The organism is Paenibacillus sp. FSL W8-0187, from assembly GCF_037969755.1.
In the GTDB taxonomy this organism is placed as follows: domain Bacteria; phylum Bacillota; class Bacilli; order Paenibacillales; family Paenibacillaceae; genus Paenibacillus_AQ.
Window position 1 is genome coordinate 3,117,525 of the sequence record NZ_CP150206.1, and the last position, 26,566, is coordinate 3,144,090.

27 protein-coding genes, 1 pseudogene and 1 other annotated feature are annotated in these 26,566 nt (G+C 44.3%); of the genes and pseudogenes, 19 read left to right on the forward strand and 9 right to left on the reverse strand.

All coding sequences use genetic code 11. The features are described 5' to 3' along the window. Positions 1–160: 160 nt before the first annotated feature. Positions 161–287: pseudogene (locus MKY48_RS14130) on the forward strand (beta-hydroxyacyl-ACP dehydratase); the annotation flags it as partial. 140 nt (positions 288–427) lie between these two features. Here MKY48_RS14130 and MKY48_RS14135 read toward each other — a convergent pair. Then, positions 428–778: a TipAS antibiotic-recognition domain-containing protein gene (locus tag MKY48_RS14135; protein ID WP_339293246.1), complete on the reverse strand. Its 351-nt coding sequence runs from the start codon at positions 776–778 to the stop codon at positions 428–430. A 203-nt stretch (positions 779–981) separates the two neighbouring features. Between MKY48_RS14135 and MKY48_RS14140 the strand changes: the two genes are divergently transcribed. The 7 genes from MKY48_RS14140 to MKY48_RS14170 all read left to right on the forward strand — a co-directional run bounded on the left by MKY48_RS14140 (position 982) and on the right by MKY48_RS14170 (position 7,478). Continuing rightward, positions 982–1,599, forward strand: a complete 618-nt coding sequence (locus tag MKY48_RS14140) for a TetR/AcrR family transcriptional regulator (RefSeq protein WP_339293247.1) — start codon at positions 982–984, stop codon at positions 1,597–1,599. A gap of 415 nt (positions 1,600–2,014) precedes the next feature. After that, positions 2,015–3,070: an ankyrin repeat domain-containing protein gene (locus MKY48_RS14145; RefSeq protein ID WP_339293248.1), complete on the forward strand. Its 1,056-nt coding sequence runs from the start codon at positions 2,015–2,017 to the stop codon at positions 3,068–3,070. 378 nt (positions 3,071–3,448) lie between these two features. Continuing rightward, positions 3,449–3,841 carry a GNAT family N-acetyltransferase gene (locus tag MKY48_RS14150; protein WP_339293249.1) on the forward strand — a complete coding sequence of 131 codons (393 nt, stop codon included), beginning with the start codon at positions 3,449–3,451 and terminating at the stop codon, positions 3,839–3,841. Positions 3,842–3,936: 95 nt separating this feature from the next. Next, positions 3,937–4,686: a class I SAM-dependent methyltransferase gene (locus MKY48_RS14155; RefSeq protein ID WP_339293250.1), complete on the forward strand. Its 750-nt coding sequence runs from the start codon at positions 3,937–3,939 to the stop codon at positions 4,684–4,686. Between the two features lie 280 nt (positions 4,687–4,966). Further along, the gene (locus MKY48_RS14160; protein WP_339293251.1) at positions 4,967–5,497 is read left to right on the forward strand and encodes a DNA topology modulation protein; all 531 of its coding nucleotides are present in this window, start codon (positions 4,967–4,969) and stop codon (positions 5,495–5,497) included. Positions 5,498–5,727: 230 nt separating this feature from the next. Further along, positions 5,728–6,468 carry a hypothetical protein gene (locus MKY48_RS14165; protein WP_339293252.1) on the forward strand — a complete coding sequence of 247 codons (741 nt, stop codon included), beginning with the start codon at positions 5,728–5,730 and terminating at the stop codon, positions 6,466–6,468. A gap of 128 nt (positions 6,469–6,596) precedes the next feature. After that, positions 6,597–7,478: a GNAT family N-acetyltransferase gene (locus tag MKY48_RS14170; protein WP_339293253.1), complete on the forward strand. Its 882-nt coding sequence runs from the start codon at positions 6,597–6,599 to the stop codon at positions 7,476–7,478. A 238-nt stretch (positions 7,479–7,716) separates the two neighbouring features. Here the strand turns inward: MKY48_RS14170 and MKY48_RS14175 are convergent, their stop codons facing one another. The 5 genes from MKY48_RS14175 to MKY48_RS14195 are packed head-to-tail and all read right to left on the reverse strand — an operon-like array spanning position 7,717 to position 12,178. Continuing rightward, complete coding sequence (locus MKY48_RS14175) at positions 7,717–8,295, reverse strand: hypothetical protein (protein ID WP_339293254.1); 579 nt, start codon at positions 8,293–8,295, stop codon at positions 7,717–7,719. Further along, a complete protein-coding gene (locus tag MKY48_RS14180) occupies positions 8,292–9,056 on the reverse strand; it encodes an energy-coupling factor transporter transmembrane component T (RefSeq protein ID WP_339293255.1) in 765 nt (254 codons plus the stop codon). Before MKY48_RS14180 ends, MKY48_RS14175 begins: the two co-directional genes overlap by 4 nt. Before the next feature lies 1 nt (position 9,057). Next, on the reverse strand, positions 9,058–9,915 hold the full coding sequence (locus tag MKY48_RS14185) for an ATP-binding cassette domain-containing protein (protein WP_339293256.1): 858 nt from the start codon (positions 9,913–9,915) through the stop codon (positions 9,058–9,060). Then, complete coding sequence (locus tag MKY48_RS14190; protein ID WP_339293257.1) at positions 9,915–10,721, reverse strand: ATP-binding cassette domain-containing protein; 807 nt, start codon at positions 10,719–10,721, stop codon at positions 9,915–9,917. The genes MKY48_RS14185 and MKY48_RS14190 overlap by 1 nt, the downstream gene beginning before the upstream one ends. Before the next feature lie 29 nt (positions 10,722–10,750). Then, positions 10,751–12,178 carry a PQQ-dependent sugar dehydrogenase gene (locus tag MKY48_RS14195; RefSeq protein ID WP_339293258.1) on the reverse strand — a complete coding sequence of 476 codons (1,428 nt, stop codon included), beginning with the start codon at positions 12,176–12,178 and terminating at the stop codon, positions 10,751–10,753. Between the two features lie 127 nt (positions 12,179–12,305). Between MKY48_RS14195 and MKY48_RS14200 the strand changes: the two genes are divergently transcribed. Continuing rightward, on the forward strand, positions 12,306–12,488 hold the full coding sequence (locus tag MKY48_RS14200; protein ID WP_339293259.1) for a hypothetical protein: 183 nt from the start codon (positions 12,306–12,308) through the stop codon (positions 12,486–12,488). Positions 12,489–13,070: 582 nt separating this feature from the next. Here MKY48_RS14200 and MKY48_RS14205 read toward each other — a convergent pair. Both MKY48_RS14205 and MKY48_RS14210 read right to left on the reverse strand, forming a co-directional pair. Continuing rightward, entirely contained in the window at positions 13,071–13,940 is an 870-nt protein-coding gene (locus tag MKY48_RS14205; RefSeq protein WP_339293260.1) for a cation diffusion facilitator family transporter, read from the reverse strand. A gap of 226 nt (positions 13,941–14,166) precedes the next feature. Next, positions 14,167–16,113 (reverse strand): translation factor GTPase family protein, encoded by a 1,947-nt coding sequence (locus tag MKY48_RS14210; RefSeq protein WP_339293261.1) that lies wholly within the window; start codon positions 16,111–16,113, stop codon positions 14,167–14,169. Positions 16,114–16,394: 281 nt separating this feature from the next. Here MKY48_RS14210 and MKY48_RS14215 point away from each other — a divergent pair, with 281 nt between their 5' ends. The 4 genes from MKY48_RS14215 (at position 16,395) to MKY48_RS14230 (ending at position 20,478) form a co-directional block, all read left to right on the forward strand. After that, complete coding sequence (locus tag MKY48_RS14215) at positions 16,395–16,838, forward strand: GNAT family N-acetyltransferase (RefSeq protein ID WP_339293262.1); 444 nt, start codon at positions 16,395–16,397, stop codon at positions 16,836–16,838. A gap of 238 nt (positions 16,839–17,076) precedes the next feature. Continuing rightward, entirely contained in the window at positions 17,077–17,841 is a 765-nt protein-coding gene (locus tag MKY48_RS14220) for a metallophosphoesterase family protein (protein ID WP_339293263.1), read from the forward strand. A gap of 41 nt (positions 17,842–17,882) precedes the next feature. After that, positions 17,883–18,371, forward strand: coding sequence for a translation initiation factor IF-3 (infC, locus tag MKY48_RS14225; RefSeq protein ID WP_339293264.1), 489 nt, complete (start codon positions 17,883–17,885; stop codon positions 18,369–18,371). Positions 18,372–18,458: 87 nt separating this feature from the next. After that, positions 18,459–18,717, forward strand: a binding site (T-box leader). A 78-nt stretch (positions 18,718–18,795) separates the two neighbouring features. Continuing rightward, positions 18,796–20,478 (forward strand): glutamine--tRNA ligase/YqeY domain fusion protein, encoded by a 1,683-nt coding sequence (locus MKY48_RS14230; RefSeq protein ID WP_339293265.1) that lies wholly within the window; start codon positions 18,796–18,798, stop codon positions 20,476–20,478. Positions 20,479–20,590: 112 nt separating this feature from the next. On the opposite strand, the gene MKY48_RS14235 is transcribed toward MKY48_RS14230, so the two are convergent. Then, on the reverse strand, positions 20,591–21,454 hold the full coding sequence (locus MKY48_RS14235; RefSeq protein WP_339293266.1) for a pentapeptide repeat-containing protein: 864 nt from the start codon (positions 21,452–21,454) through the stop codon (positions 20,591–20,593). Between the two features lie 356 nt (positions 21,455–21,810). Between MKY48_RS14235 and MKY48_RS14240 the strand changes: the two genes are divergently transcribed. The 6 genes from MKY48_RS14240 (at position 21,811) to MKY48_RS14265 (ending at position 26,564) form a co-directional block, all read left to right on the forward strand. After that, positions 21,811–22,236 (forward strand): DMT family transporter, encoded by a 426-nt coding sequence (locus tag MKY48_RS14240; RefSeq protein ID WP_076326058.1) that lies wholly within the window; start codon positions 21,811–21,813, stop codon positions 22,234–22,236. Positions 22,237–22,288: 52 nt separating this feature from the next. Next, a complete protein-coding gene (locus MKY48_RS14245) occupies positions 22,289–22,990 on the forward strand; it encodes a cyclic nucleotide-binding domain-containing protein (RefSeq protein ID WP_339293267.1) in 702 nt (233 codons plus the stop codon). Between the two features lie 40 nt (positions 22,991–23,030). Then, on the forward strand, positions 23,031–23,489 hold the full coding sequence (locus tag MKY48_RS14250; protein WP_339293268.1) for a DMT family transporter: 459 nt from the start codon (positions 23,031–23,033) through the stop codon (positions 23,487–23,489). 33 nt (positions 23,490–23,522) lie between these two features. Beyond that, complete coding sequence (locus MKY48_RS14255; RefSeq protein WP_339272728.1) at positions 23,523–23,927, forward strand: NUDIX domain-containing protein; 405 nt, start codon at positions 23,523–23,525, stop codon at positions 23,925–23,927. 751 nt (positions 23,928–24,678) lie between these two features. Next, positions 24,679–25,926 (forward strand): MFS transporter, encoded by a 1,248-nt coding sequence (locus MKY48_RS14260; protein ID WP_339272730.1) that lies wholly within the window; start codon positions 24,679–24,681, stop codon positions 25,924–25,926. Positions 25,927–26,111: 185 nt separating this feature from the next. After that, positions 26,112–26,564 (forward strand): hypothetical protein, encoded by a 453-nt coding sequence (locus MKY48_RS14265; protein ID WP_339272731.1) that lies wholly within the window; start codon positions 26,112–26,114, stop codon positions 26,562–26,564. Positions 26,565–26,566: the final 2 nt, after the last annotated feature.

Sequence of the window (26,566 nt, forward strand, 5' to 3'; positions counted from 1 at the left end):
CAGCTTCTTACAAAGTATGATAACACAATTGGAAAAAGAAGTGAACAGGAAATGGATTAAAGAATATTGAAGCATAATAAAGACGACAAAACTAGAATAGAAAAGCGTATTACAGGCGTGTTAAGACGTAATACAACATAATGAAAGACAAGTCTCTTAAATGATTAATATTCAAGATATTCTGCCTCATAGGTATCCATTTTTGTTAATTGATAAAGTGCTGGAAGTCGAAAAACAAATGGGCTAAGGGATATAAAAATGTTTCAAGTAATGAGTGGTATATGAATGAACGGAATGATGTTATTCTAGTACATTGATAATAGAGGCAACGATAATACCCGGTTTGAAACCATTCCAACTGTTCGTCATTCGTATACCTGCTCAATGTTTTTAATCGAGTAAATGCAATCAACCAATAGCTAAATAATTATCTAATGTAAGACTTAGCTTTCTCAATATATCTGTAGATTTTCAAATCCATTCCATGATCTTTCTCATCAGGGTTTTCAACGTGAAATCGTTCAATCGTTCCTTCCATCTCAGGATCTCGTTCATTGAACATAGCCTGACTCTCATCTAAACGTTTGGCTAAAGCGATAATCTCTTCATTTTCGGGAGGTACTCCCTGTTCAAATCCTTTGATTAGTTTGGAGACGACTTCATTCGACTCACTTCTCAATTTCTTAAATTCCTCCAGACCCAATTCATTTTTCACTTGTTCTATTCTCTTACTCAGTCTTTCCTGTTGCTCTGGTGTAAAATAGTCCCATACTCCCATATCCCTCTCTCCTCCAATTCAAGGTATTTTTAGGAAATTGATCGGAGTTAATCAACAGCAGTGTTGAATAACCTATCGTATGATTATATTAAAAAAAATTAATGACCTATTCAATCATTGATATTATCCAGATCTGTTGCATAATCGATATCTGTGATAAGAACTGTCGATTTTCTCAAAAATTAAATCAGAGGTGAATCAGTATGGCCGAGAAAATGGATCGTCGAAAGGCACGAACAAGAGCAGTGCTATACAAAGCTCTCATAAAGGTACTGGAGGAAAAAGGACCATCCCGTATTACTGTCAGTGATATTACGGAGAAAGCGGGTTTAAACCGCAGCACCTTCTATTTACACTATACAGATGCAATCGATTTACTCGAACGGGTGAAAGCTGACATATGGACGGGCTTGTCAGAGAGGATGAAGAATCTTAATCCTTACAACTATCTGTCCTACGCTGTCAAAAATGAGCCCGATCCCGCAATGGTGAAGGTTATCGAATACTACGGCGAGCACGCTGATTTCTTCAAGGTTATCCTTGGCCCAAATGGAGATCCTGCTTTCGCTGTTCGAATTAAGGATTTTTTGAAAGAACATCACCTCTCCAAAATCCTCGATAACCGACCGGATTTGGCCGATACGATCGTCCCGAAGGACTATATGATTGCTTACTTCGCTGCCTCCAATCTCAGCATTCTTCTGAACTGGATCGAAACTGGAATGCAGCAATCTCCCCGAACCATTGCACTTATGATTACCAGTATCCTGAGCAGCGGGATAAATCAATTGTACGGAATTTCCCCCAACAATGGGATCTGATCCAGTTAGGACATAAGCCTTTAATCCGAACCAAAATTATTAGATGTTTGATCTGGGGAGGGGATTACTTCAGTTAACATATTATTAATGCTTCGGTCCTGTCGACCCTAGGTCCGGCAGCAGTCCGAAGCGGGATCGATGAATCATTTCAGTATACAAGAAGCGAATTCAGCCGGACACACCCGTACCAGCTAACTGCGTCGAGGCCAGTCGCTTCGCTCCTTTAAGGTGGTGGGGCGTCGTGAATACACGAACGTTACCAGAAATGATTGCAAGATAATGTTAAATAATATATTGTTGAAATTTGATTTCAATTGCAACTTTTAATGCTGCAAAATGAAAAAGATGGTAACATGTAGAGTTTATATGTGATGAAGAAAATTTATAAACTCTGACGTAAGGAGAGAAAGAACATATGGGCAAGAAGAAAAAAACCTTACCGAAAAATTTTGATGAACTAATTAATGCAGGCGATATATCAGCATTAAAAGAGGTATTTAGCCGATGCGAATTGGATGCCCGAGGCGGTTACAGTAAATCAACAGCCTTGAGCTTTTACCAAGTACCGAATGAATTGGTTCGCTGGCTCGTGGAACAAGGGGCTGATATAAATGCTAGAGATAATTACGGAGCAACGCCTTTGCACAAACATGTAATGAGTTGGTGTGGTAATACGGAGTTGCTGCTTGATTTGGGTGCAGATATAGAAGCCGCTGATTATCGAAACGAGACACCTTTATTTGCCGCCGCAGGTTCATTTAAACCAAAAGCGGTTCACACGTTGGTTACTAAAGGCGCAAATATCAGCGCAAAAAATAATATGAGACAGACTGCATTAGAAAAAGCTTTGGCATCGTGCAAAAACGCGGATATTGTCAATATGGCGGAAGTTGCCGATATATTGCTTAACGCTGGAATAACTGTAACGCCGGAAATGAAAGATTCTATTAAGCGAATCGGAAATGACTTTGAATTTCACAGAGAAGGCTTTAATAAAGAATATTTGAATCAAACCGATGAGGCACTTTTACGTCTATATGAGCTATTTGATGTTACTCCAGTAGAGAAGCGAAAGACGCACGACGGCGCCTCTTCAATAACAGTATCAACAAAGGGATGGCAGGCACAACATAATGAACTCTGGAATTTACTTATTCCTTCAAAAGGACATGCGAAAACCGTACAGGGTGAGGTTATCCGGATTACTGGTAAAGTGTCATACGAAATTTTAGATAATGGGGGTATCAACTGGGATAATCAATATCGTAAAATGCTCAATAGTTTGATTCATTACTTTAGCATGGGTACATCATTAAATCCCACTTCACTTCAGGAGGCAGGAACATTAGCGAAAGAACTTCACAACGGAAATGGTAGTGATGAACCTGCGAGACTGTGCGAACTGGCAGTGCATTGGGTACTCAGCAATCCGAATCCTATTACTCTGGAACAGCCTGACTATATGCGATAACATATGTTCGACTTATCAACGTACATAATAAGCATTTTTGAAGCAAAATGCATTCCCTCTTTAAGCACTTTCTAGCTAAAAATAAGGGAAATTATTTTAATTCAATACAATAAGAAATGTTGAGAACGGAGTGAAGACAATCATATCTGATAACACTGTATTTACGCAGCGGTGCTTAGGCCTCTTGGTCTGCCAGAGGCATTTTGAAGAAGGGTGATTGACAATTTGGTTATAAAAAATTAATGGATATATTCTTCGCACAACCCTTCGTTGAGATCAAGAATTTAGCAAAGGTGACTCATTAATTATCTACGATGATTAAAAATCAAAGGTATACCACGGAAGCAACTGCGCAAGACACTTTGCAAATCATACAGCATGGTAAAACAACAAGAGATTAATGTGTTAGGAAACCGCAAGGTTAATCTTGATAATTTTTCCGTTACGCTAGAGAGAATGAATAAAGATGGGAACTATAAAACATTTGTAGCATTATTTGAAAATAAAGTGGTTGGTTTTATTACAACGGTACAGGCGTTATCATTTGGAGATGAAATTGGTTACTTACACATCCAGGGTCTTGCTGTGCAAATAGAATTTCAGAATAAAGGAATAGGAACAAAACTGCTTAAATATGTGGAGGATTATTCCAAAAGGAAAGGGATTTCAACCATAATCTTATGTAGTGGATTCAAACGCACAGATGCCCATGCCTTTTATGAACATAATGGTTATGACAAAGATTCATACTGTTTTGACAAAGGTCTTTGACTTTGTAGAAGAGAATTTGTTTAACAGGCTTTTCAGAGAAGTATTCGAGGAGCAGATTGTGAAGTAAGATCATTATATTACGTGGAGGCAATCATATGAACAAAACTTTTAGCAATATACATAACACGAATAAGATTTATTGGGACGAGAACGGTAATGATTTTTTAGAAGCAATTGTACTGCCTTATTACGGTTGTAATACTTTAACGGAAAATGAATTAAACTTATTTGGTGATGTAGCAGGTAAAAAACTTTTAGATATTGGATGCGGCAACGGTGAATCTCTTAAATATCATGGCAATAACAAGGCCGCTGAGTTATGGGGAATAGATATTTCTAAAAACCAAATTGAGAAGGCAGCGAAATGCCTCTCAGAAAGTGGCTATACAGCTAAGCTGATTTGTGGGGCAATGGAAGAAGAACACGGACTACCATCCGATTATTTTGATTATGTTTATTCAATTTATGCAATTGGATGGACAACGGATATACAGGGTACATTCAACAGGGTTGCATCATATTTGAAAAAGGATGGTGTGTTTATTTTCAGTTGGTCGCATCCTATCCATATGAGCGTGGCATTTGAAGAAGGAAGAGCCTTTTTTAAAAATAGCTATTTTGATGAAACATGGTCTGAGCGAGATCTTGACGGGAAAAATGTTTTTCTTTGCTCCCGAAAAATATCAACTTACGTGAACACCTTGGCGAAGGCAGGTTTTGTAATTGAGCAATTGATTGAACAGACAAACGACGAAACTTTGCAATTAACAGGCGAACTTAGTGATTGGAACAAAAAATCGCAAATGGTTCCGTTAACAGCTATTTTTAAAGCAAGGAAGCTGTAGTCGGGTGATATCTTTGGTGTCATCAGATCGGGGGATGTAAAGACTTCTTTCGCTAATTCAGAGGAGAGCAGGGGCATCACCTTACATAGCATTCGCGCTGTGGGGCCTACATCCCCTTGCTCGCCCGATGTATAAATCATGGAAGATTACTCAGACAACACACGAGCCGACCTAGGATAGGTGCTATCTAAGGCCGGCTCTCGTTGTGAATGCGGAACGTTAGAGGAAATTATTGCAACAATTGAAGTAACTATAATCCATTAATAACCAGGAGAACAAAATGAAGAGAATAATGATAATTGGATCTGGAGGATCAGGGAAATCTACATTTTCAAGTGAACTCTCTGAAGTTTTAGGGTTACCATTGTATCATTTAGATGCGTATTATTGGAAACCTGGATGGATTGCAACCCCTAATCACGAATGGGATGAATTTCTAAGAGAGCTTATTCAAAATGATGAATGGATTATTGATGGAAATTATAATAGAACAATAGATATTAGAATTTCGAGAGCAGATACCATAATTTTCTTTGATTTACCTCCGTGGATAACTACTTATAGAGTCATTAAACGAAGAATTAAATACCATGGAAGAACGAGACCTGATTTGAATGAGGGATGTCCTGAGCAATTAGATTGGGAGTTCATTAAATGGGTGTGGAATTTCAGAAAATATAAAAGACCAGGAATACTCGAAAAATTAAAAAAATATGAAAACGAAAAAAATATAATAATACTTAAAACATCAAGGGAAGTAACTAACTTAATAGATCAATTAAATAGTAAAGAAGGCAATAACATCCTCTAACATTGTATCTGCTCTTCGGTTGGACCCGGCGTTATAGTGCCTTATTCCAGTGAGGGATCATGGCTACTGAAACGTTATAAGAAATAGCCGAAAAAACTTTATATAAGGAGGAGCAATGAAACAATTTGAATTAGTTAGCCTTGACATGTTTCAAACACGCAGCGGATTCACTATTGCTTAAAAATTATGTGGGGTAAAGTTTACTTATGTTTGATGCAGGAGGTTTTGATATGAAAAAGACAATATTGATATTTATGATATCTTCGCTAGTGACACTCACAGGATGCAAACAAACCCATGATATAAAAGACAAAGCATTAAGCAAAGAAACTCAATCAGTTCCAGCTGAAACCAGTAAGGCATCCCTCGAGAAAAAGACAAAAGATATACTAAACCAACTTGCAAATCAAGACTTTTCTATTCAAGGTGAACATCTTAGTAAGGCAGATGACGAAACGATTATAGAGTTTGGGAAGGCATTTGTAAACTTATTTAACGGTGCAGTTGCAGAGCAAGAAAAAGTCTTATTTGAAAAATATATTTCGAACAAGAACCTACGAAAATTCGCAGATAAAATGTTGGAGATAACGCAAAAACAGGATTTACAAAGTGGAAATTCTATAAATTACGGGTTGAAAAATGAGTTTAAACAAGCCAAGTTACAACATACAGAAGATAACTTTTGCTATCTTGAATTGGCATTTCAATTTGAAGGTTCAGGAATGGGAAGTAAAATGCTGATTACCGCCGAAAAAAAGTCTTTAAAGATTGTGGACTTCTACTTTGGAAGTAAGGACGGCGTGGATACGTTTGCCACAGGTCATCCTGCGGAAAGAGAGATGAGCAAGCCTGATTTATGGTTGGACGAGGAATGGCTAAAGAATGTTTTTGATAAATTGGAGGATTTTGAGGCAGGTTTGACTCTTGATGTCACTACGTCATCGCTGATGTTCTCGTCACTTAAAGGCTAGGGCGTTTCGTGAATGGCTAACGGAGTAGATTAAATCATTGGAGATGCGCAGTATAATTTATGTATGGCCTTTGAAAAGCATTGGTATTTTATTTTGTCGTAAATTTTTTTGTTTTATGGGGGATTGAAATGAAAATTGTTTTTAGAAACTTCGATAATTCTTATTATGATAAAGTTTGTGAGTTTTTGATTGAATTATTAAAGGATGACCGTAAACATATAAATTGGAATTGGGCAAGGTGGGAATGGATGTTTTTTCATCCTGACTTTAATAGTGACTTAATGGATAAGATTGGCTTGTGGTATTGTAATGACGAGATAGTAGGTATAACAACTTATGACCATTATTTCGGCGAAGCATTTTTTGCAACTAAACAAGGGTATAGAGAATTGGGAAAGGATATATTGGAATATGCCATTGATACTTTTAGTAATGAAAAAGGCCTTGGGATTGCGGTGAATGATGCGGATACTCACACTCTAGACTTATTACGCAGCAAGAAATTTGTGAAGAATGATCAGACTGAAAATGTACTTGAACTTGAACTAGAGAATGTTAGTCTTGATTACATAACTCCTGAAGGCATAACAATGAAAAATCTCAACGTAAAACATGATTTATATAAGCATCAGAAATTACTATGGAAGGCATTTGACCATGAAGGACATGTGCCTGTTGATGAAATTACTATTCATAAGCAACAAAAAATGTTGTCAGCAGCGAATATGAATCCATTTTTACATATTGTTGCAGAAAATGAAGATGGGGAATATGTTGCATACTGCGGCTTATGGTATAGTAAGAAAACGGATTATGCTTATGTTGAACCAGTATGTACGATTCCAGAGTACCGGCATAAAGGACTTGGTAAAGCGGTGGTTTTAGAAGCCTTAAAAAGAAGCTGTTCCTTAGGTGCTAAGAAAGCATATGTTATTTCTGATAATCCCTTTTATAAGTCCATAGGCTTTCATCAGCATTCACATTATACTTTCTATTGGCATAACATCTGATGATTTAATTATGGATTTATGGTTAATTCATCCTTTTATATTTAGTATAGCTTAAATAGATTTGTGTCACCCGACCATATTATATGGTGATATGTAAATACACTTGAGGAAGCATCCGAATGATTTGCTTGCTTTGCATGAACGGATCAAACAAGCAGAAGCCCATATTGATAAAGAACCTGTATTTACTGATGAATTCGGCTATTTCACCTTTTATGATTCGATTGCCTAGTCTTTTTCAAGTAATCCCTTTACTTATTTTTTTAATGAAATACCTGCTTATTTCTACCCAAAGCCAGCTGTAGAAAAGCGAGAACACATAAACGATGGTGATCGTACTCAGGCTAAATGTTGATGAAACTGCCGGGCCCAGTACAGGAAATCGAAAAACGTATAGCAACAAAAGGATTCCCGCCCACAAAGACAACGACCCGGTAATAACGACCGGCAAACGTACTTTCAAATATATCAGCGAACCGCCAACCCCAAGCCCCAATAAGCCTGTCGTGAAAGGAAAAACGATCAGTTCGCTTGGTTGGATAAAAAAGAGAAGCAACATCGTGAGCAAATAGGCGGTCAGACCGGAACCGACGGAAAGGATCGTACTTAACACAATGGGGGCTGTGGCGAGGGGACTAATCAAGTAGCCTATCCCTGGCAATAACCCTCCCATGGATTGAAAAATGGCGGATAGCGCGGCAAGAAAAGCGACCGTAATCATTTTTCTTGTGGCAAATTGGGCCGCTCCAAAACGGGTGTTAATCTCTGAAACTTCTGGACATACGGGCTTTAACCAGTAATTATTCATGGGATTCATCGTTCAAAAACTTCTCCTTTCAACAGCACATGGATCAGAAGCAGAGCCAGCGCAGAAATGATCGTCAACCAATCGCGCCAACTAAACTGTAAACGGCGTGCCCGGATTTTATTTCCCGGTAAGTAACAGCGAGCGTCCATCGCGAGAGCCAGTTGGTTTGCACGGCGAAGCACGGCAACGAACAGCGCGACGAGAAGCTGAAGAAGAGATTGTAATGTGGTTCGAAGGCCTTCGCCTTTATAACGCGCGTGTTTCACTTTTTGCGATTTCAACATGGAGTCGACTTCATCAATAAAGAGAGGAATAAACCGGAAGGCCACCGAGATCATAAATACGAAATTCTGAACCGGAAATCGAATGAGAGTAAGCGGGCGTAGGATGGACGCTAGTCCGTCAGCCAGCTTGGTCAGGGGAGTCGTTGCACTGAGCGCTATAGCCGTTGTGATAAAAAAAATGAGCTTGCAAGGCAGGAGAATTGCATGTTTAAGATCGCCTAACAGGATGTGGAAACAAAACAGCGTGAGCAGAAGGGGAAGCATACCCTGCAGGCCGTTCCATAAATAAGCTAGGGGCAATCGGGCGGCGAGAACCAACAACAACCCAACGATTGCATAGAAAACCACGCTGACTAGATCATTTGAAATGGTAACCAAAGATAAATATGTCGCTGTAAAGATAAGTTTTGAACGAGGATCCAAGTCCTGCAAAAAAGAGCGCGTGTTCATAGACGGCCCGAAAGACAGCAACTTCAACCATTGCACGTCACAGTTCCTCCCTAGAGAGATTTGTGATGAATGACATCAATTGCTCTTCTTTATATACACTTTCGAGCATATTTTGGTCGAACTGTTTTTCGAGTGAATCTATAAAACGGAGCAGGGGCGTTTTCACAAAACCGATTCGCTCCAGCCGCCGCCAGTGATCCCGAATTTTAGAAGGGTGGAAATCCACGTACAATTGACCATGGTCTAACACGAGAATCCGATCAGCGTATTCGAGGGCTTCTTCAAGCCGATGAGTAATGTAGAGAACCGTCATTTTTTTCTCATCATGAATTTGCTTTATATACGACAACACTCTGCTCCGTTCCCAGCTATCCAGACCCGCTGTCGGTTCGTCCAGAATGAGAATTTTCGGTTCCGTAACGAGTACTCCTGCTAGTGCGATCCGCCGCAATTCACCGCTGCTGATTTGAAATGGTGACCGGTCTTTGAACTGTGAAAAGCACAACCCTACGGCTTCCATCGTTTGTTTCACTTGCTCGGTAACCCATTCCCGCCTCGGACCTATTCGATGTAGTCCGGCTCCGATATGGTTGAAAACCGTATCCTCCATGACTTGGTGCTCGGGGAATTGGAACAAAAATCCGATTGCTTTCCAAAGGCGGAGGCGGTCGGACTTTTTATTGACTCGGTAAGGTCCGATCCGTACTACCCCTGATTGAGGGAGGATCAGGCCTCCAATCAACTGTCCCAATGTGGTTTTTCCGCTCCCGGTTGGCCCCATAATCGCCACGAACTGCCCTGCAGGAACGTGCAGCGAGATTCGATCAATGGCTTTTTTATGAAAAGGGGTTCTGGCCGCAAGCATGCAATTGACGTTCTCCAAAACAATATCCATCACTCATCCCCGAACTCAAATTCATTCGTAGTAGGTAAACTCAGCCCTGTTTGCTTGGCAAGATCACGCATTCGAACAGAAAACGGAGGGAGAAGGCCAGAGTCCGTAAAAACGCATGAATTTGCCGCCGCTTCTTCGGGCGTTCCATCGAACTGGATCTTACCTTTTTGTATCACAACAAGACGATCGGCAGTGAAAATCTCTTCGACCTCATGGGTCACCTGGATAATCGTAAATCCGTCACGATGCAGTTCGGACAGGATCTCATGAATTTGTCGGGCGCTTTGGGTATCGAGCATGGAAGTGGACTCGTCAACAATGATCACTTTGGGCTCCATGGCCAGAACTCCGGCAAGCGCGAGCTTTTGTTTTTCCCCGCCAGATAGAAAATACGGAGGACGATCTTTCAGTTCATCGAGTCCAAGCAATTGCAAGACGGATCGGCATCGGGATTCTGCTTCTTCCGGGGAAACGCCGATATTATACAAGCCAAAAGCCGTATCCTCCTGAACGGTCATGCCAACAATTTGATTCTCCACGTTGGGGAATACCATACCTACATTTTGGCGAATATTCCATAAGTTCTGATGGTCACATGTTGTCTTTCCGTAAACGGTGACTTCTCCCGATGTATGTTGGAGCAGACCGTTAATCAATCGAACTAACGTTGATTTTCCAGAACCGTTACCACCCACGATCGTAAGCCATTCTCCTTCATCAAGGGTTAGATTGATTTCTCGAAGTGTCCAATCTTGGCGCGAATCGTACCGGAACCATACGTTGTTGAACGATATAACGCTGTCCATCATTCCCTCCGGCTTGGGTTCGTTATGAATCATGGAATAATTTCAAAAACGGTACCTTGGTTAGCATCAACCACTTTCGTTGAGCCATAAACCCCTAGGTAGAGTCTGGTTTGATTCAGATTCGTTCCCAAACTAACATAATACGCGGATTCAGACCCAAACGGATAATCGGTTTCAATAACATGAAAATCATGTAGTTTACCATCCGTTCTTACCCTGGTATATGCTAAGGCTCCTCTAACAGGAAGTTGAGATTCATTCTTTCGAGCTAGATCGGTAAACACAACGTTTCCTGATAAAGAGGGGATTTCATATCCCATATAGGGCTGTACTCCCGTAAGTGCAGTTGCTCTAAACTTGTCGATTCGAGAATCTTCATGAAAATAACTTGTCAGAGGCTGGAGACGCTGTGCGGAAGTTCTTACGGCTTCATCGTAATAAGCAATGGTTTTCTCGTTCAAAGCTGGATTTGCAGAGCAACCGGTTATGATCGAGGTCGGAAAAGCACCTTCCCAACCGCGCCAGCCGAAGTTAATAAATCCTTCTTGGTCCAGTTCCGTTCTCACTAAAGAAGCTTGAATAAGCTGAGTAACCGGTATCGGTTTATAATGAACGAACGAAAAAATCGACTCTACAAGATCCTGTCCGACATTTCCTACGTATTTGATAAAATGATTATAAAACCTTTGAAATGAAATGCCGGGTATATTGCGAACGCCTTTGGCTATTACCGTAAGCGTTTCCTGAATGGGTACGGGCAGTTCATTAAAGCGCGTAACTACGGGCGGATTATCGATAAACGTATTCTTAACGACATCAATTTCGATGATTTTACCTGCGATTTCCATATCGTCTTGGCTTAAATTAAACGGATCATAGCCTGATCCGCCATCACCGGTTGTCAAAACAAGCCTTCCTGTTTCAGGGGAAAAGTTTAAGCTATTGACACCGTTATGGTTTAAAAATGGCCTTCTGAGGTTAAGTAATGTCCGCCTTTTTTGAGGTTGGCCATTCGATTGCAGAATCCATTCTTCGACTGTATCGATATGATCGTATTGATGTTCTCTATTTTCCCACTTCAGGTTTAAGGTGCTAGCATTGCACGGGTTCGGCTTAAAAGATTCAGGAGGAGCACCTGGAAGAGCCCCTGGACCTTGGGTTCCAGCTACTGAATAGTGGAGATAAAACAGACGATTATAATAAAATTGGGGATGAAATGCTAGTCCTAGCAAACCCCGTTCGTCATATCCGCCGCTAGAACCACCTAGTTTCAGGATTCGTGGGCGAATATCTAAGAAAGTCTCTATAACTCCGTTTCCTATGTAAAAGATCTCTCCTACTTGGGTTGCAATAAATAATCTTTCGATGGAGTCGCCCGGAAGAATCGTTGTTTTCAATACAGTGGGTAAATTTAGCTTGCTAACAATGGGCCGCAAACTAACTTTAACTTTCGTCAATTCACTTAACCCTCCTCTTTTGGCTTTCTTTTATAAGCTTATGATTAGAACGGTTTATTATTCCGGGGGGGAGGCTAGTAGAGTATCAATCAGGTCTTTGAATTCGTCAGAGGCGGCTTCACGCAGCATGTCTGCACTGATTGCCGTAATTGCTAGCGAGAAAGAAAAATATGAAGAGTTGGCAGAAGAAACGAAGCACGAGGTTGAATTAACTGACATCCATTGGCATTGGGCTAAGGAGAGCATTCAACAGCTAATGAGTATGAGAGCGATCAAGGGGACATTTCATCTTGGGCCCGCGAGGCGGTAGATGCACTGTCGGGACAGGGAATCATCTTGGGCCACCCGGATGGCAGCTTCCTGCCACAAAAAGCCGCTACCCGTGCAGAAGCGACGGTTACATTCGTTCGAACTTTAGAAAAAGTTAAATTAGTGCAGAGCGATATGTAATGACACGATATAGAAGTTGAAATTAAGGGCTGTTCTCGATAAGTCAATCCAATGATGACTTATCGAGAACAGCAGTAATACAAGGCAAATCGTTGAAGAAGACAGTTGGCATGCAATCCAAATACCTAAACCTGAGATCGTAATAAAGTCTAAAAGGGAGACCTCCGTTCTCCTACTTCTCTTTGCTTGCGTGCTCCGCGCATAACTTTGAAATTGTTGTCGAGATATACGCGGTCTTTGTTTGTTCTGAGAAAATAGAAGATGAACCTGATTCTTCTTATGGTTCTGACGATGATCAATTATGCAGCGCTAGGTTGTCAGCCAGGAAATCTGCTAGAGCACATAGCGGAGCAATAAGTAAAAGAAATAAAGTTAAGGTCCGGCCAATAGGAATATGGCCGGACCTTCTTCGTTAGTTATGACACTTTGTAATGTTGCAGGTTTAACTCGGTTCTATATGAACATGTACGTCATAAACGCCGTGGGTTTCTTTTAATTCATGTTCCACCTGGTCAGAAATATCATGGGCGACCCGGATATCCAGATTCGACCTGACCAGGATGACGATGTCGACAACCGTGTTGCTGCCATAATTCCTTGCCCGAATGTCCTTGACACCCTTAACGCCAACCACTTGTTTTACGGTTTCTTTGTAGTCTTTGACAATGTTTTCATCGAAGCCATCGGTTAAATGATGAGAGGCATCGCGGAATATATCCCAAGCGGTTTTACATATCAGGAAGCCTACCAGTACGGCGGTAAGCGGATCGAGCCACGGGAGATGAAATTGAGCGCCGATGATACCCACAACCGTACCGATGCTTACCCAGGCATCCGAGAGATTGTCCTTTGCCGCTGCCATTACGGCTTGACTGTTTACTTTGGCGGCCAGGCGCTTGTTATATCGGTAGACCAAGTACATCACAATGGCGCAGACAATGCCGGTCCATGCGGATATAAGATCAGGAGATTCATGGTTTCCTTCAAACATGGAAGAGACGGCCCCGAACAAGACCTGGATCCCGACGGCCATCATAATAAAAGAGGCGATCAAGGAGGCTACCGTTTCCGCTTTCCAGTGACCGTATGGATGATCCCGGTCCGCAGGTTTTTGCGATAATCGCAGTCCGATCAATACAGCAATGGACGCCACGATATCTGTAGAATTATTTAAACCGTCCGCCCGCAGGGCCTCGGAGTTCGCGGTGTACCCTATCAATAATTTAATTGCAGATAAACAGATATAAGCAATGATACTGATGATGGCACCTTTTTCACCCAATTTTAAATCATGATAACGTTGTTGTTCCAAATCTAGCCGACTCCTTCCGCACACCCAAAAAATAGTACCTGACTATATTACCAAGCAGAGCAGGGGTGGGTCTAGAGCAACGTTTTTTCCTATCACTTAATAAGTGACAAGGGGCAAAAAGAGTTGCACCAGACTAAGAAAGATAGAGTGACGCTAGGATTTTAAGCACATCAAAATAGCGGGCGAGATCATCTCTCGGCACCGCTATGGATTGATACATATGTTCTTACATGATCTTGTTCAAATGAAGCATATATTCACCGCGATTTAGCGGGTTGACTTGTCTCCGTTTATTCACAGGGACGGTGGCTTGCACCTTCACGTAGCCTCCTGGTTTTACGGAGAGCATGCCCTCACCGCTTGTTAGAGAATGGACTTCGGCTTTCAGCAAGTCGGTCGTCCGTACGGGAATGGTACCATGAATGTGGACGGCATGGTTGTGGAATGTGGGTTCCTGATAAGTCCCTTCCAGTGCCGCCAATCTGGATAACGCTTTGCTCAAACTGGTTTCCGGCAGAATGAATTGGATCACGTTTATGGGCTCATATACTTCCGTTCCGGCTATGTTGAGCGCAGCCATGAGGACGAGCGGGGTCAGACTGCGAAAATCCTTTGCCGTCGATACCGGACTTGCGTAGCCGGTATGCGTCAGCGTCACCATAATATCGGTCACGGACCATCCATACAGTCCCTCTTGCAGCACCTCAACCACGGTATCTTTAATCGCTTTCTGAAAGGATAAGGGGAGGGAGCCCAGCTCCACTTCCAGTCGATAGTGAAGTCCAGTTCCTCTCTCGCCAGGTTCGACTCGTAAGCCAACCGTTGCATAAAAAGGACACTCGCCCATATATTCAACAGCCTCTCCCATCGCAACAGGCTTCTCGATACAAATGACCCGCGGAGCTGAAAATACAGCTTCGATGCCGTATTGCTGCTGGATCGTTTCCAGCAGAATTTCTTGCTGGACTTTGCCGAATACGTGGATGATATGTTCCTTGGTATTTGGATCCTGGATATATTGCAGGAACGGATCCTCTTCAGTAAGATCGCTTAAGGCAGTGTAAAGTTGATGCTCCTCCGCAGGATTCTTGGCTGACACTTGGACTTGTATCGGCGGCTTCTGAAAATGGACCCGCTTCATCCTGTCGGATACAGCACCGATGACGTCGCCCACCTTGAGTTCATCAGTAATGAGAATCGCAATGTCACCGGCATCGATCTGATTCACCGGAATGGATTTGCCATCATCCAGAGCATGTAGGTGTTTCACCTTGAACATGGTGGTGTTTCCGTTCTGCGTGATCACCTTAATCTCATCACGTGCCTGGATACTGCCGGCGAACAGCCGGAGGTAGACGTTACGTTCCCCATTCGGAAGTTTGATGACTTTGAACACCAAGCCGGATAACGATTCATGCTGAAGCTCCGAGGCGTCATTAACGGGGAAGCATTCACCAAGCGCATGAAGCAGCGGCTCGATGCTGATCCCTTTGGCTGCTGATCCTGCAAAAAGGGGGTATACTTTACCTTGCTGGGTTTGCCTGTGTAATTCCTCCTGCAACCGTTCGCGAGATATGGGAATATCCTGAGCATAGTCGTTCAGCAGATCGTCATTGGTCAGTGCCAACATTTCGACCCACCCGGCGTTATGGGGATCAGCCACATCCACCCGAACGGCTGCGCTGCCTTCCTGAGTAACAGAGCTCATCTCACAAATATGTTCATCCAGCAGATTACGTATCATGGTAGAGACTTTCTCGTAATTCGCGCCCATTCGATCGATCTTGTTCATGAATAGAACGGTGGGAATCCCTTGTTCTTTCAGTGTTTGCATGAGCACCCGCGTCTGGGCCTGTACGCCCTCAACCGCGGAAATGACCAGAATGACGCCATCCAGCACACTTAGTGAATGCTCGACCTCCGAGATGAAATCGGCATGTCCCGGCGTATCGATCAAGTTGATTTTTAGATCGCCCAGCATGAACGATACCGCAGCGGACTTTATCGTGATGCCTCGTCTGCGTTCAATGTCCAGCGAATCCGTGATGGTATTGCCTTGGTCAACGGAGCCCGCTTGATCAATAATTCCGGATCTAAACAGGATTTGCTCCGTTAGTGTGGTTTTACCGGCATCAACATGGGCCAAAACCCCAATATTCAATATTTTCTTCATATATAATAACCCTCATTCGTTTCATTGTTAGTTGTCCTTTCCGTTGGTTGTTATAGTTGAATTGCCGCATAAAGATCGCCTCCATGAAAAATAAAGTTACTTCTAGTTTATCCATTAAGAGATATTCGGAATATGTAATAAATACTTATAGTCATTCATTATCTTGTTCTCTACCCTTCAACGTGCAGCGTCATATTTGAATTTACATATTTAATACCGTGAAAAATGGTCGGCATTGGATTAGGATAAAGGCATACACCATATATGAAGGAGTCTTGCATTTGATAACACTTCATGCCATAGATAAGGACAATTGGGAGGATTGCATTCGTCTTAAACCGAGACCTGAACAGGAGAAGTGGATTGCCCCCAATCTATATTCAATAGCGGAAGCTCAATTCATGGAGGGCTTCGAAACGCGTGCGATCTACCATGATGAAGAGATGATCGGATTTGTAATGTATGGTCTGCACCCACACGATGATAACTACTGGATATATCGGTTTATGATCGATGGTAAGTTTCAGGGACTGCATTATGCCAAACCCGCGATTCGTTTGGTTCTCGAGGAGATTCGGACCTCGCCGGATACAACGGACGATGTTATGCTATGTTACAAACCCGAGAATGAGCGTGCAAAAAGGCTATATTCGGAAATTGGATTTAAAGAAGCCGGGTATGCCCCTTGGGGAGACGTGATGGCTAAATATCGTTTTATAGAATAGGCTATAAATAGAAAAGCCGTGCATTCATCCATTTCCTATGGCAGAACGCATGGCTTTTTAGCTCGATTCTTTATGGAGGCGGATGAATTAGGACTGTACACGAGTTTTTTTTCACCAAAAGCGGAGGTTTGCCAAGAGAAAGGAAGTTTGGTTCCTCACAAGGCGTAGCTCCGAGTTCAAGTGCGTGTTGATATGAAGGAGAATATGCTATTATACCTAAATAGCAAAGTTGCTCGGAATGGAGGGGACTACGATTCGAATATTAGCGATTAGCGACATTCATGGCTGCTACGATGAATTCAATCAGTTATTGTCTGACGTGCAGTACAAACCTGATAAGGACAAGCTGATCTTGCTCGGGGATTATGTGGATCGCGGATTAAGAAGCAGGGAAGTCATTGAGCAAGTGATGGAATTGCGGGATGAAGGTGCCATCACTCTTCGGGGGAATCATGATCAGATGATGCTGGATGCCATTTTGCTTGATACGGATGAAGTGAACTCACGCTGGATTCGCAATGGAGCTCGACATACGATTGAAAGCTACTGCGGCGCCGATTTTTTTGAGGGTGAAATGGATCGCGCCAGATATAACGAAGGTAAAGCCTATATTAAAAAAAAGTTCGAGCATCATTTATCTTTTCTAGATACGCTGGCTCTCTATTATGAAACAGACACTCACATATTCGTGCATGCAGGAATCAATCCGGGTGTTGATGACTGGAAGTTGCAGCCTCATCATGATTTCATCTGGATTCGCGATCCTTTCTATAATTATCCAACAGGCCTTAACAAAACCGTGGTGTTCGGGCATACGCCGGCCATGAACTTGCATGATTCGGAGGGGATTTGGTTCTGTGAAGAAGGGGACAAAATCGGTATCGATGGAGCGTGCGTGTACGGTAAACAGCTTAACTGCCTGGAAATCACGGAAGAGCAGGAATATCGAACGCATATTGTTCGGTTCATGCACAATGATGTGAACGTAGAGGAAGAGCAATAAAATAAACGAATACATACTCTCGATAGGAGGATCTATCCACCATGTTAATTATGAATGAAAAGATAAAAGCTCGCGAAGTAGAGCTGACCGGCCTAAACGGCGAAGATCTGGGAGTCGTCTCCAGGGATGAGGCGCTTGCGCTGGCGAAAAGTCACAAAGCCGATTTGGTGTGTACCTCGCTATTCAGCAGTCCCCCGCCCTGCAAGCTCGTAAGCCGTGGGCAGGCGAAGCAGGAGGCCGTGATAGAGAAGAAAGGCCAGACAGCTTCATCAAGTCCGATGAAAGTAAAGGAATTCCGCTTGTCTGTACATATTGAAGAGCATGATTATGACACCAAGCTGTCGCAAATGCATAAGCTGCTGGCAGCGGGCAAAGCTGTCCAGCCCGTTATTCGCATTCAAGGCAAGGAGGGCGAAGCCGCCCGCAAGCTGCTTGAGCGACTCGTTCAAGATCTGGCTGAGGTAGGCAAGAAGGAGACGGGCATTCAGATCAGCGGCAAGCAGGCTACCGTGAAGCTGCTGCCGATCTAAGCTGACGGAACGCATATTCAGGCGTTTCATTTTAGTGAGGTTCCATGGTTTACTTTTTTATATTTAGATGATACTATGGATCAAATTGTAAACGCCATGAAGAGAAGAGTAGATGAGCAGGAATCCCCACAGAGAGCTCCGGTAAGCTGAAAAGGAGTTGGAAGCCATTCATTGAACCAAGTCTCTGAGCGGCGCATCGGAACTTATGGATAAGGGATGGTGCGACAGGGGCTCCTGTTACAGAGCTAGGGTATAAGCGATCGCGTGATGGCCGTACCTGATAAGGCTGGTATCGTGAGATATCGGCGAAGAGGGGTGGCACCGCGAAACCAATCTCGTCCCCAAGACTTATGTCTTGGAGACGGGATTTTTTTGTTTTTTACGGAGTTACGGCAGAAAAAATCAACGTAAGGAGGAGTCAGGTATGAGCGAGAACAAAAACAAGGCAGAAGAAACGGTGGATTTTTTGACCAAGATGATCAAAGAGGATGTAGACAACAGCGTGTACCACAGGCCGGTGGCTACGCGATTCCCGCCGGAGCCCAACGGTTATCTGCATATCGGCAGCGCCTATGCGATTTACATCAATCATTCCATCGCCAGCCGGTTCCATGGGACTTTCAATCTTCGGTTCGACGATACGAATCCACTGAAGGAAGATATCAAATACGTGCATGCGATTCAGGAGGATATCGAGTGGCTCGGACTTAAGCCGGACGTTTATTTCGGGTCGGATTATGCGCATCAAATCGCTGAAGCGGCCAAGAAACTCATAGCTAAAGGGAAGGCTTACGTCTGTGATCTCACGCCTGAACAAATGACGGAATACCGGGGGACGCTGACAGAAGCTGGAATCAACAGCCCTTTTCGGGAGCGCAGCATTGAGGAGAATTTGGCGTTATTTGAGCAAATGATCGCAGGGGCATTTCAACCATCGGAAAAAGTACTCCGAGCCAAAATCGATATGTCTTCCCCTAACATGAACCTGAGAGATCCAGTCCTGTATCGTATCATTTATGCGGAGCATTACCGTACGGGAACAACGTGGTGTGTATATCCGATGTACGATTTTGCCCATCCGATCCAGGACTGGATCGAAGGAATTACCCATTCGTTATGCTCAGCCGAGTTTAAAGATCATCGCCCGTTATACGAGTGGGTGCTTACGGAACTGGAAGTGACGGAGCCTCCGAAGCAGCGGGAATTCGGAAGGTTGAATATCTCGGGATACGTTACGAGCAAACGATACCTGAGGGAGTTGGTGGAGGGAGGTTTTGTCGACGGATGGGATGACCCCAGACTACCAACGTTGATAGGATTACGGCGGCGAGGTGTGACACCTGAGGGTATCCGTCGTTTCCTGGGAGAAATCGGGGCGTCTCGCGGCAACAGCCTGGTAGACTCGGGCATGCTTGATCATTATATCCGTCAAGACTTGAAGGAACGGTGTTATAACGCGATGGCCGTCATGAGGCCGCTGAAGGTGATCATCACGAATCTTTCAGAAGATTGCACCGAGATGCTTGTCATACCGAATCATGAAAGTGACGAAACATTGGGTGAGCGGGAGGTTCCTTTTTCACGAGAGTTGTACATCGAACAAGAGGATTTTATGGAGGAGCCCGTTCCCGGATTTCACCGGTTAACCCCTGGCAAGGAAGTGCGTTTGAAAGGAGCCTATTTCATCAAATGCGAACATGTCGTGAAAGACCCAGCAACGGGGGAAATCATGGAGATCCACTGCACGTATGATCCACTAACGAAGAGCGGGAGCGGATTTAATGAGCGGAAGGTGAAAGCAACGCTGCATTGGGTGTCTGCGAAGCACGGGATTCCGGCGGAACTTCACTTGTATGATAAGCTGCTGAAGGAATCAGCCGAGTTATCAGAATCGGATAACGTCTGGGAGGATCTGATGAATCCCACATCGTTGATTCGAGTCGATAACGCCATATTGGAGCCTTCCATGCTGGAGGCGACGATGAACCGAACGTACCAATTCATCAGACACGGCTATTTCTGCGTGGATTCCAAATATACGACAGAACGCAGACTGGTGTTTAACCGTATCGTTCCTTTGAAGGATTCATGGAAGAAGCGCGCTTAAAGTCTTTGAGTACAAGCGTTTGGCCAACATCAAAAATCCGGGAGCAAGTTAGCTGCCGGATTTTTAGTGTTTATAGTAAATCATCATCTGTTCTTTCCTAATATATTGAGCGTTAACGCGTCCAATGCCCCGGTCGAGATAAGGATGGAGGCAGCTTGGTGCTGGCGTCTCCTCTCGCTGCGTTAACCTGGAATTGAGTAAGGAAGATGCTGGTCGCTAGATTGGCTCCGCTAAGGTCTGCGTCCCTGAAATCGGCACCGATCAGATCGGCAGCCCGCAGATCGGCTCCTCTGAGGTCCGCGGCAATGAGATAAGCGCCTCTCAGATTGGCGTATCTCAGGTCTGCTCCCTTAAGCTTTGCTCCCATCAGGTCAGCACCGCGCCCCCCGATCTTTTGACGCACGGGTGGCCCTTTATGCTTCTTGCGCGCATCATCTCGCACAAGTTCACTGGTTCGGAGAAGCAGCTGATTCACTTCTGCCCGATGAGCTGCCACATCCAGCTGTAACAGGGATTCGGGAGGAAGTTGAGTCAATCGACTCGTCTCTTCCAGCGACAATCTCAGATCGGTATGAATGTCTTGAGCCGGTTGCAAAGCCAGGGCTTCGTTCAGATACCATAACAGCTCGTGAAGCTGTCGCATGATCGGGAATACGTCGAACATTTCTTTTGCTGTCCCAGGGGCCTGCCGCCAGTCGCGTCCGTTATAGGTGACCTGTGAAACCATTTGACCTGCTCCAAAGCAGTCGTATACGGTACAGCCTCTCATACCTCGCTGCCTCAAGCTGCTGTGCACACCGCAGCGGAAGTCGGATTGCAGATGGTGACAAGGGGTTCCGCCGTCTTTGTCCATGGCAAAATCCGTTGAGGCGGCGAAGGGTAAAGCGACGCAGCATAATCCAAAGCAGCGTTCGCAATCCGCTTGTAATTGTAATCCGCCCTGTTCATAAGGGACTTGTTCTTGTTTGTCTAGCATAACGTTAGAGGAGCTCCTTCCAAGTCGGTGTTACGTCAATGAGTGACATCTAGTTATATTTTAAAACAAAATGATCATAGAGTCCTAGATGCAATCTTGGTTTAAACTATTTTATACCCCGGGAATGGGTTAAAATCATAACCCTCCGATGCTATAATGCATCTTAAGCTGCCAAGGAAATTCCGGCAGCCTTTTGTATGTTATATGCAAAGCCAACCGATAGTATATAATGAAATTCGTGTCTATGGACATCGCTTTATTTGGAATTTCCGTCATTTCAGGACATATGTCCTTTCCTGAGTTTGGGGAATTCACTTTTAATAGTATACAGACCTATAGAAGAAGGAGTAAGTATCGTGAGAGGAATCTTATTTGCATTCATTGGCGGTGCCTGCATTACGCTGCAAGGGGTGGCCAATGCCCGGATTAGTCAGGATATGGGCACCTGGCAAGCTGCCGCGGTTACGCAGTTGACCGGATTTATTATGGCCTTCATTATTCTGCTGTTCGTTCGCGACGGAAGCAGACAAGGATTTGGACAAGTGAAGCCGCTCTATCTAATTGGAGGAGCCTTGGGGGCGCCCATTATATTCAGTGAGGTGACTGCGATTCAGAACATCGGTGTTACATTAACGATATCCGCGTTATTGATCGCCCAGTTATTCTTAACGTTCCTGATTGACAGCAAGGGATGGTTCGGTGTAGTGAAAAAGAGAATGAGCTTGCCTCAATTCATCGGGATCGGGATGATGATCGCTGGTGTCGTGATTATCAAATTATGATATGGAACCAAGCGGTTCTTGAGATGGAGTGTTCGGGAAAGGAGAGAGGGACGTGAAGGAAATTCATAATGCGGAGCTCATGCAGCATCTTTTGCTGAGCAACCAGATCCAGTCCGTATTTCACGATGATTTAATGCCTTATTTGGTGTTATATCACTATGATCAGGGCGACATCGTCTGCACGCAAGGCGAGCCGGCCGAGATGCTGTATATTCTGGTTCAAGGGAAGATTAAAATCTTCACGACCTCCGCGGAAGGCAAAGCGCTTGTTCTATCTTTCAAAACACCGCTTGAGGTGATCGGAGATATTGAATACATTCAAGGCAATCCGTTGATTAATACGGTACAGGCCGTATCATCTGTCTATATGATCGGCGTGCATTATCGCTGGCTTCGCAAATACGGACAGGAGCATCCACCGCTGCTTCAATTTATGCTGCGGATCATTACGCGGAAATTTTATATTAAATCCAATTTCTTGAGTTTCAATTTGCTTCATCCGGTGGAGGTACGACTGGCTAGCTATTTACTGTCCGTTTCAGAGGCGGAGTCGGATACGTTCGCTACCAAAAACCCGGCCGCGTTCAACCTGACCGATATCGCGAATCTGCTTGGAACCAGCTATCGGCATTTAAACCGGGTGATCTTGAAATTCAGTCAGGAAGGGCTGATCGAGCGTCACAAGGGGTACATTCTGATTAAAGACCGGGATGCGTTAACGAATGTAGCGGGAGGCAATATTTACGAAGAATAACACATGGTGATGATGAAACATGAAGTAAGGGAGATGGAACATGTTAGCAGGATTGGTATTGGCACTAATCGCGGGTTCAATGGTTAGTTTGCAGAACATTTTCAATAATAGAGTGAATGAGAAGACAGGCTCCTGGTCTACGACGACGTTGGTGTTAGGCATGGGCTTCGTGGCTTCGTTCGGCATGAGTCTTGCTGTAGAAGGCACGGGGACGTTCGCCATTCAAAACATGGAGCCTTGGTACTGGATTAGCGGGTTGATTGGGGTCGGCGTGGTGATTTGCCTGGTACAGGCGACAAAGCTGCTGGGTGCCACATTCGCCATTTCGATTGTCATGACCTCGCAGCTCGGTTTCGCACTGTTGTGGGACTCCTTGGGTTGGTTAGGGCTTGAGAAGGTTCCGTTTACAATGAACCAGCTGATCGGTGTTCTTGTGATTGTCGGGGGGATACTGGTATTTAAATTAGGCGGGAAACGGGAACAACAAGGAACGGCTTAGCATGAAGTTTACATGATAAGGGGAGGAATCCATATGATAACGGAGATTGACAAGATCGCCTGGATCCATATCGCGGATGGACGCATATTGGGCGCTCGTTCCAAAGGAAAGGATACGTACTATCTGCCGGGAGGAAAACGGGAACCGGGAGAATCCGATATCGATACGCTGGTGCGGGAAATCAAAGAGGAGCTGTCCGTTCGGATCAAACCGGAGACCGCGGCGAATGCAGGCAGCTTCCGGGCTGGCGCTCACGGCAAATCGGAGGGTGTTCGAGTAACGATGTCCTGTTACACGGCGGAGTATGAAGGAGAGCTAAGTGCGGCTTCGGAAATTGAAGAATTGGCTTGGTTAACGTATAAGGATCGGGATCGGGTCTCTGAGGTTTGCCAGATGATCTTCGATCATCTGCATGAATTGAAGAAGCTGACTGATTAAGTCCCGTTGGAGAAGAAGCCTGCATCCAGGCGTCCAACTGCTAAGCGCATTCTATATTCTATACTGGTCCAACGGAAGGATAGTACGATTTATCGTACAAATCTCTTCCAACAGCTGGTATTTGACTCTCAGTTGTGCGATTCTTCGTACAAATTACGTCGGGCTGCCCGTGTTACTCTCGTTTGTACGATTTTTCGTACAGTCGTTTCATAATGGCCCCCGATGTGCCTGTGTTTATGCGATTATTCGTACAAAAACCACAGTTTGTTCCTGTTAAGCCTCAGATTGTACGATTTATCGTACAAATCTCTTCCAACAGCTGGCATTTGACTCTCAGTTGTGCGATTCTTCGTACAAATTTACGTCGGGCTGCCCGTGTTACTCTCGTTTGTACGATTTTTCGTACAGTCGTTTCATAATGGCCCCCGTCGTGCCCGTATTTATGCGATTATTCGTACAAAAACCACAGTTTGTTCCTGTTAAGCCTCAGTTTGTTTAATACATCATGCAACAAAAAAAGGCGCTCCCGAGGGAGCGTCTTTCATATTTAGAACAAATGTTCGTTTTGTGGGTCATCTAAATTGAATCGGTCGATATTCGGCTTTCATATTATTAGTATAGCTCAGCGCTCATTATAAGTCTATATTTTGCCAGGGAAATGTTTTATAGTTTGTAATACCCGGCCGGGGGACGTGATATATCGTTCGATTTTTAACTGTTGTGCTGCTGCGACATAGAGAGAGGGAGTCTTGTGCAAATACGATTATGGGATAACAATTTAAAGGTTAGATTATTAGGTGAAGCGCTGTTCAATATGCTGTTTTGGATGTACTTTCCCTTCATAACGGTTTATTTCGGTGCGGCTTTAGGCAATCATATCGCGGGAATCCTCATGACGGTTCCTCCGATATTCAGCATTATAGGCAGCTTGCTCGGCGGTGCTTTAGCCGATCGGCTGGGACGTCGCCCCATCATGCTGCTTGGCGCGTCGCTGCAGACGGTCATGTTTGCGATGTTCGCGTTATCGCCTTCGCACTGGATCGATTATGCCGCTTTTATCGGCATCGGATTCGGGGGAGCCATCTATAGACCTGCCAGCTCCGCGATGGTAGCCGATCTGGTTCCGGTTCAAGAAAGGCGGCAAGTATTTGCAACGTTTACGACAGCGAACAACTTGGGTGCTGTGCTTGGTCCGGCACTTGGAGCCATTTTCTTTTTTCAGTATCGGCAAGAGCTTCTGTGGTCATGTTCCTTCGTATTGCTGATCTATTTCATCGCGATTTACTTCATCGTTCATGAAACCCTGCCGGGGCCTGCCCAAAGTGTAAAGGCAACAGGGTCGATTCTTCAGGTATTCAAGGAACAGTGGAAGGGATATGGCATCATTTTTCGAGATAAAGTGTTTCTGGTGTACATACTGGCGGGGATTTTTGCCCTTGTGGCGATCATGCAGCTGGATCTGTATTTGGCGGTATATGTGATCGATTATGTACCACCCCAGGCGCTGTTCTCCTGGAACGGACATTCGCTTATGCTATCGAGCACAGAGATATTAGGGTGGGTGCTGGGGCTCAACGGTCTCTTGTTTGTTCTCTTTATTCTGCCGGTCACCAAGTGGTTTCGGAATTGGAAGGAGCGTGATGTATTCGTACTATCTTCCTTGTTATCCGGAGTAGGTACTTTTGCACTCGGACTGAATACGAACATCTGGTTCTTATTCTTTGTAACCATTATTTTTACTTTCGGTGAAATGGCTCGTTCCCCAGTGACGCAAAGCTTTATTAGCCGTTATGCTCCAGAGCATGCAAGAGGACGGTATATGGGAGCTGACAGCTTACAGTTTACGATCGGAAGATTTCTGGCTCCGATGACGGTATTTCTGTCCACTTGGCTGCCGCCTATGGGTATATTCAGCATCATCTTGCTATCGGCATTAATCAGTGTGGCGCTGTATATCCTGCTATTTCGAATGTATGTAGAAGAAAAAAGCGCAGCATAGCTGACCTATGTTATGAGAGTAGAGGGCAAGCCTGGTTGTAACACAGCCGCACGCTTGCTCTCTTTTTTAATAAGATACTGAATGTGCCTGAAGTCTCTAAAGGAATAAATTTGGAATTCTCAATTTACAAACCGATGGTCGGTATATATAATGAGGTTATGAAATTCGGAAGGTTGGTGAGGTTGATGATCCCATTTGTTGCGATGATGGTTTCGCTACTTTTGTTTCGGACGCTGGGCTTCACAGGCTGGGAGTATGTAAATGACTGGGGCATTTCGCTCAGGTTTGCGGTTGCGGTCATGTTTTTGGTAACAGCTTCTGCCCACTGGGGAAAACGACGACCCGATCTAATCGCCATGATCCCCCCGGGAATACCGAATGCCCCGTTCATGGTTACCTTCACCGGGCTGCTGGAGATTGCAGGCGCTATTCTCATCCTGATTCCGGCTACCACAGCTTTGGCATCTACAGGTCTCGCACTGATGCTGATAGCCATGTTTCCTGCCAATGTATACGCAGCGAATCGCCATTTGTCACTTGGCGGCAAGCCGGTCACTCCAATCGGGCTGAGAACGGTTCTGCAAATCGTTTTCCTGGCCGCAGTTCTCATGGCGGGCTGGCTTCCGCCTCAGGGGTAACC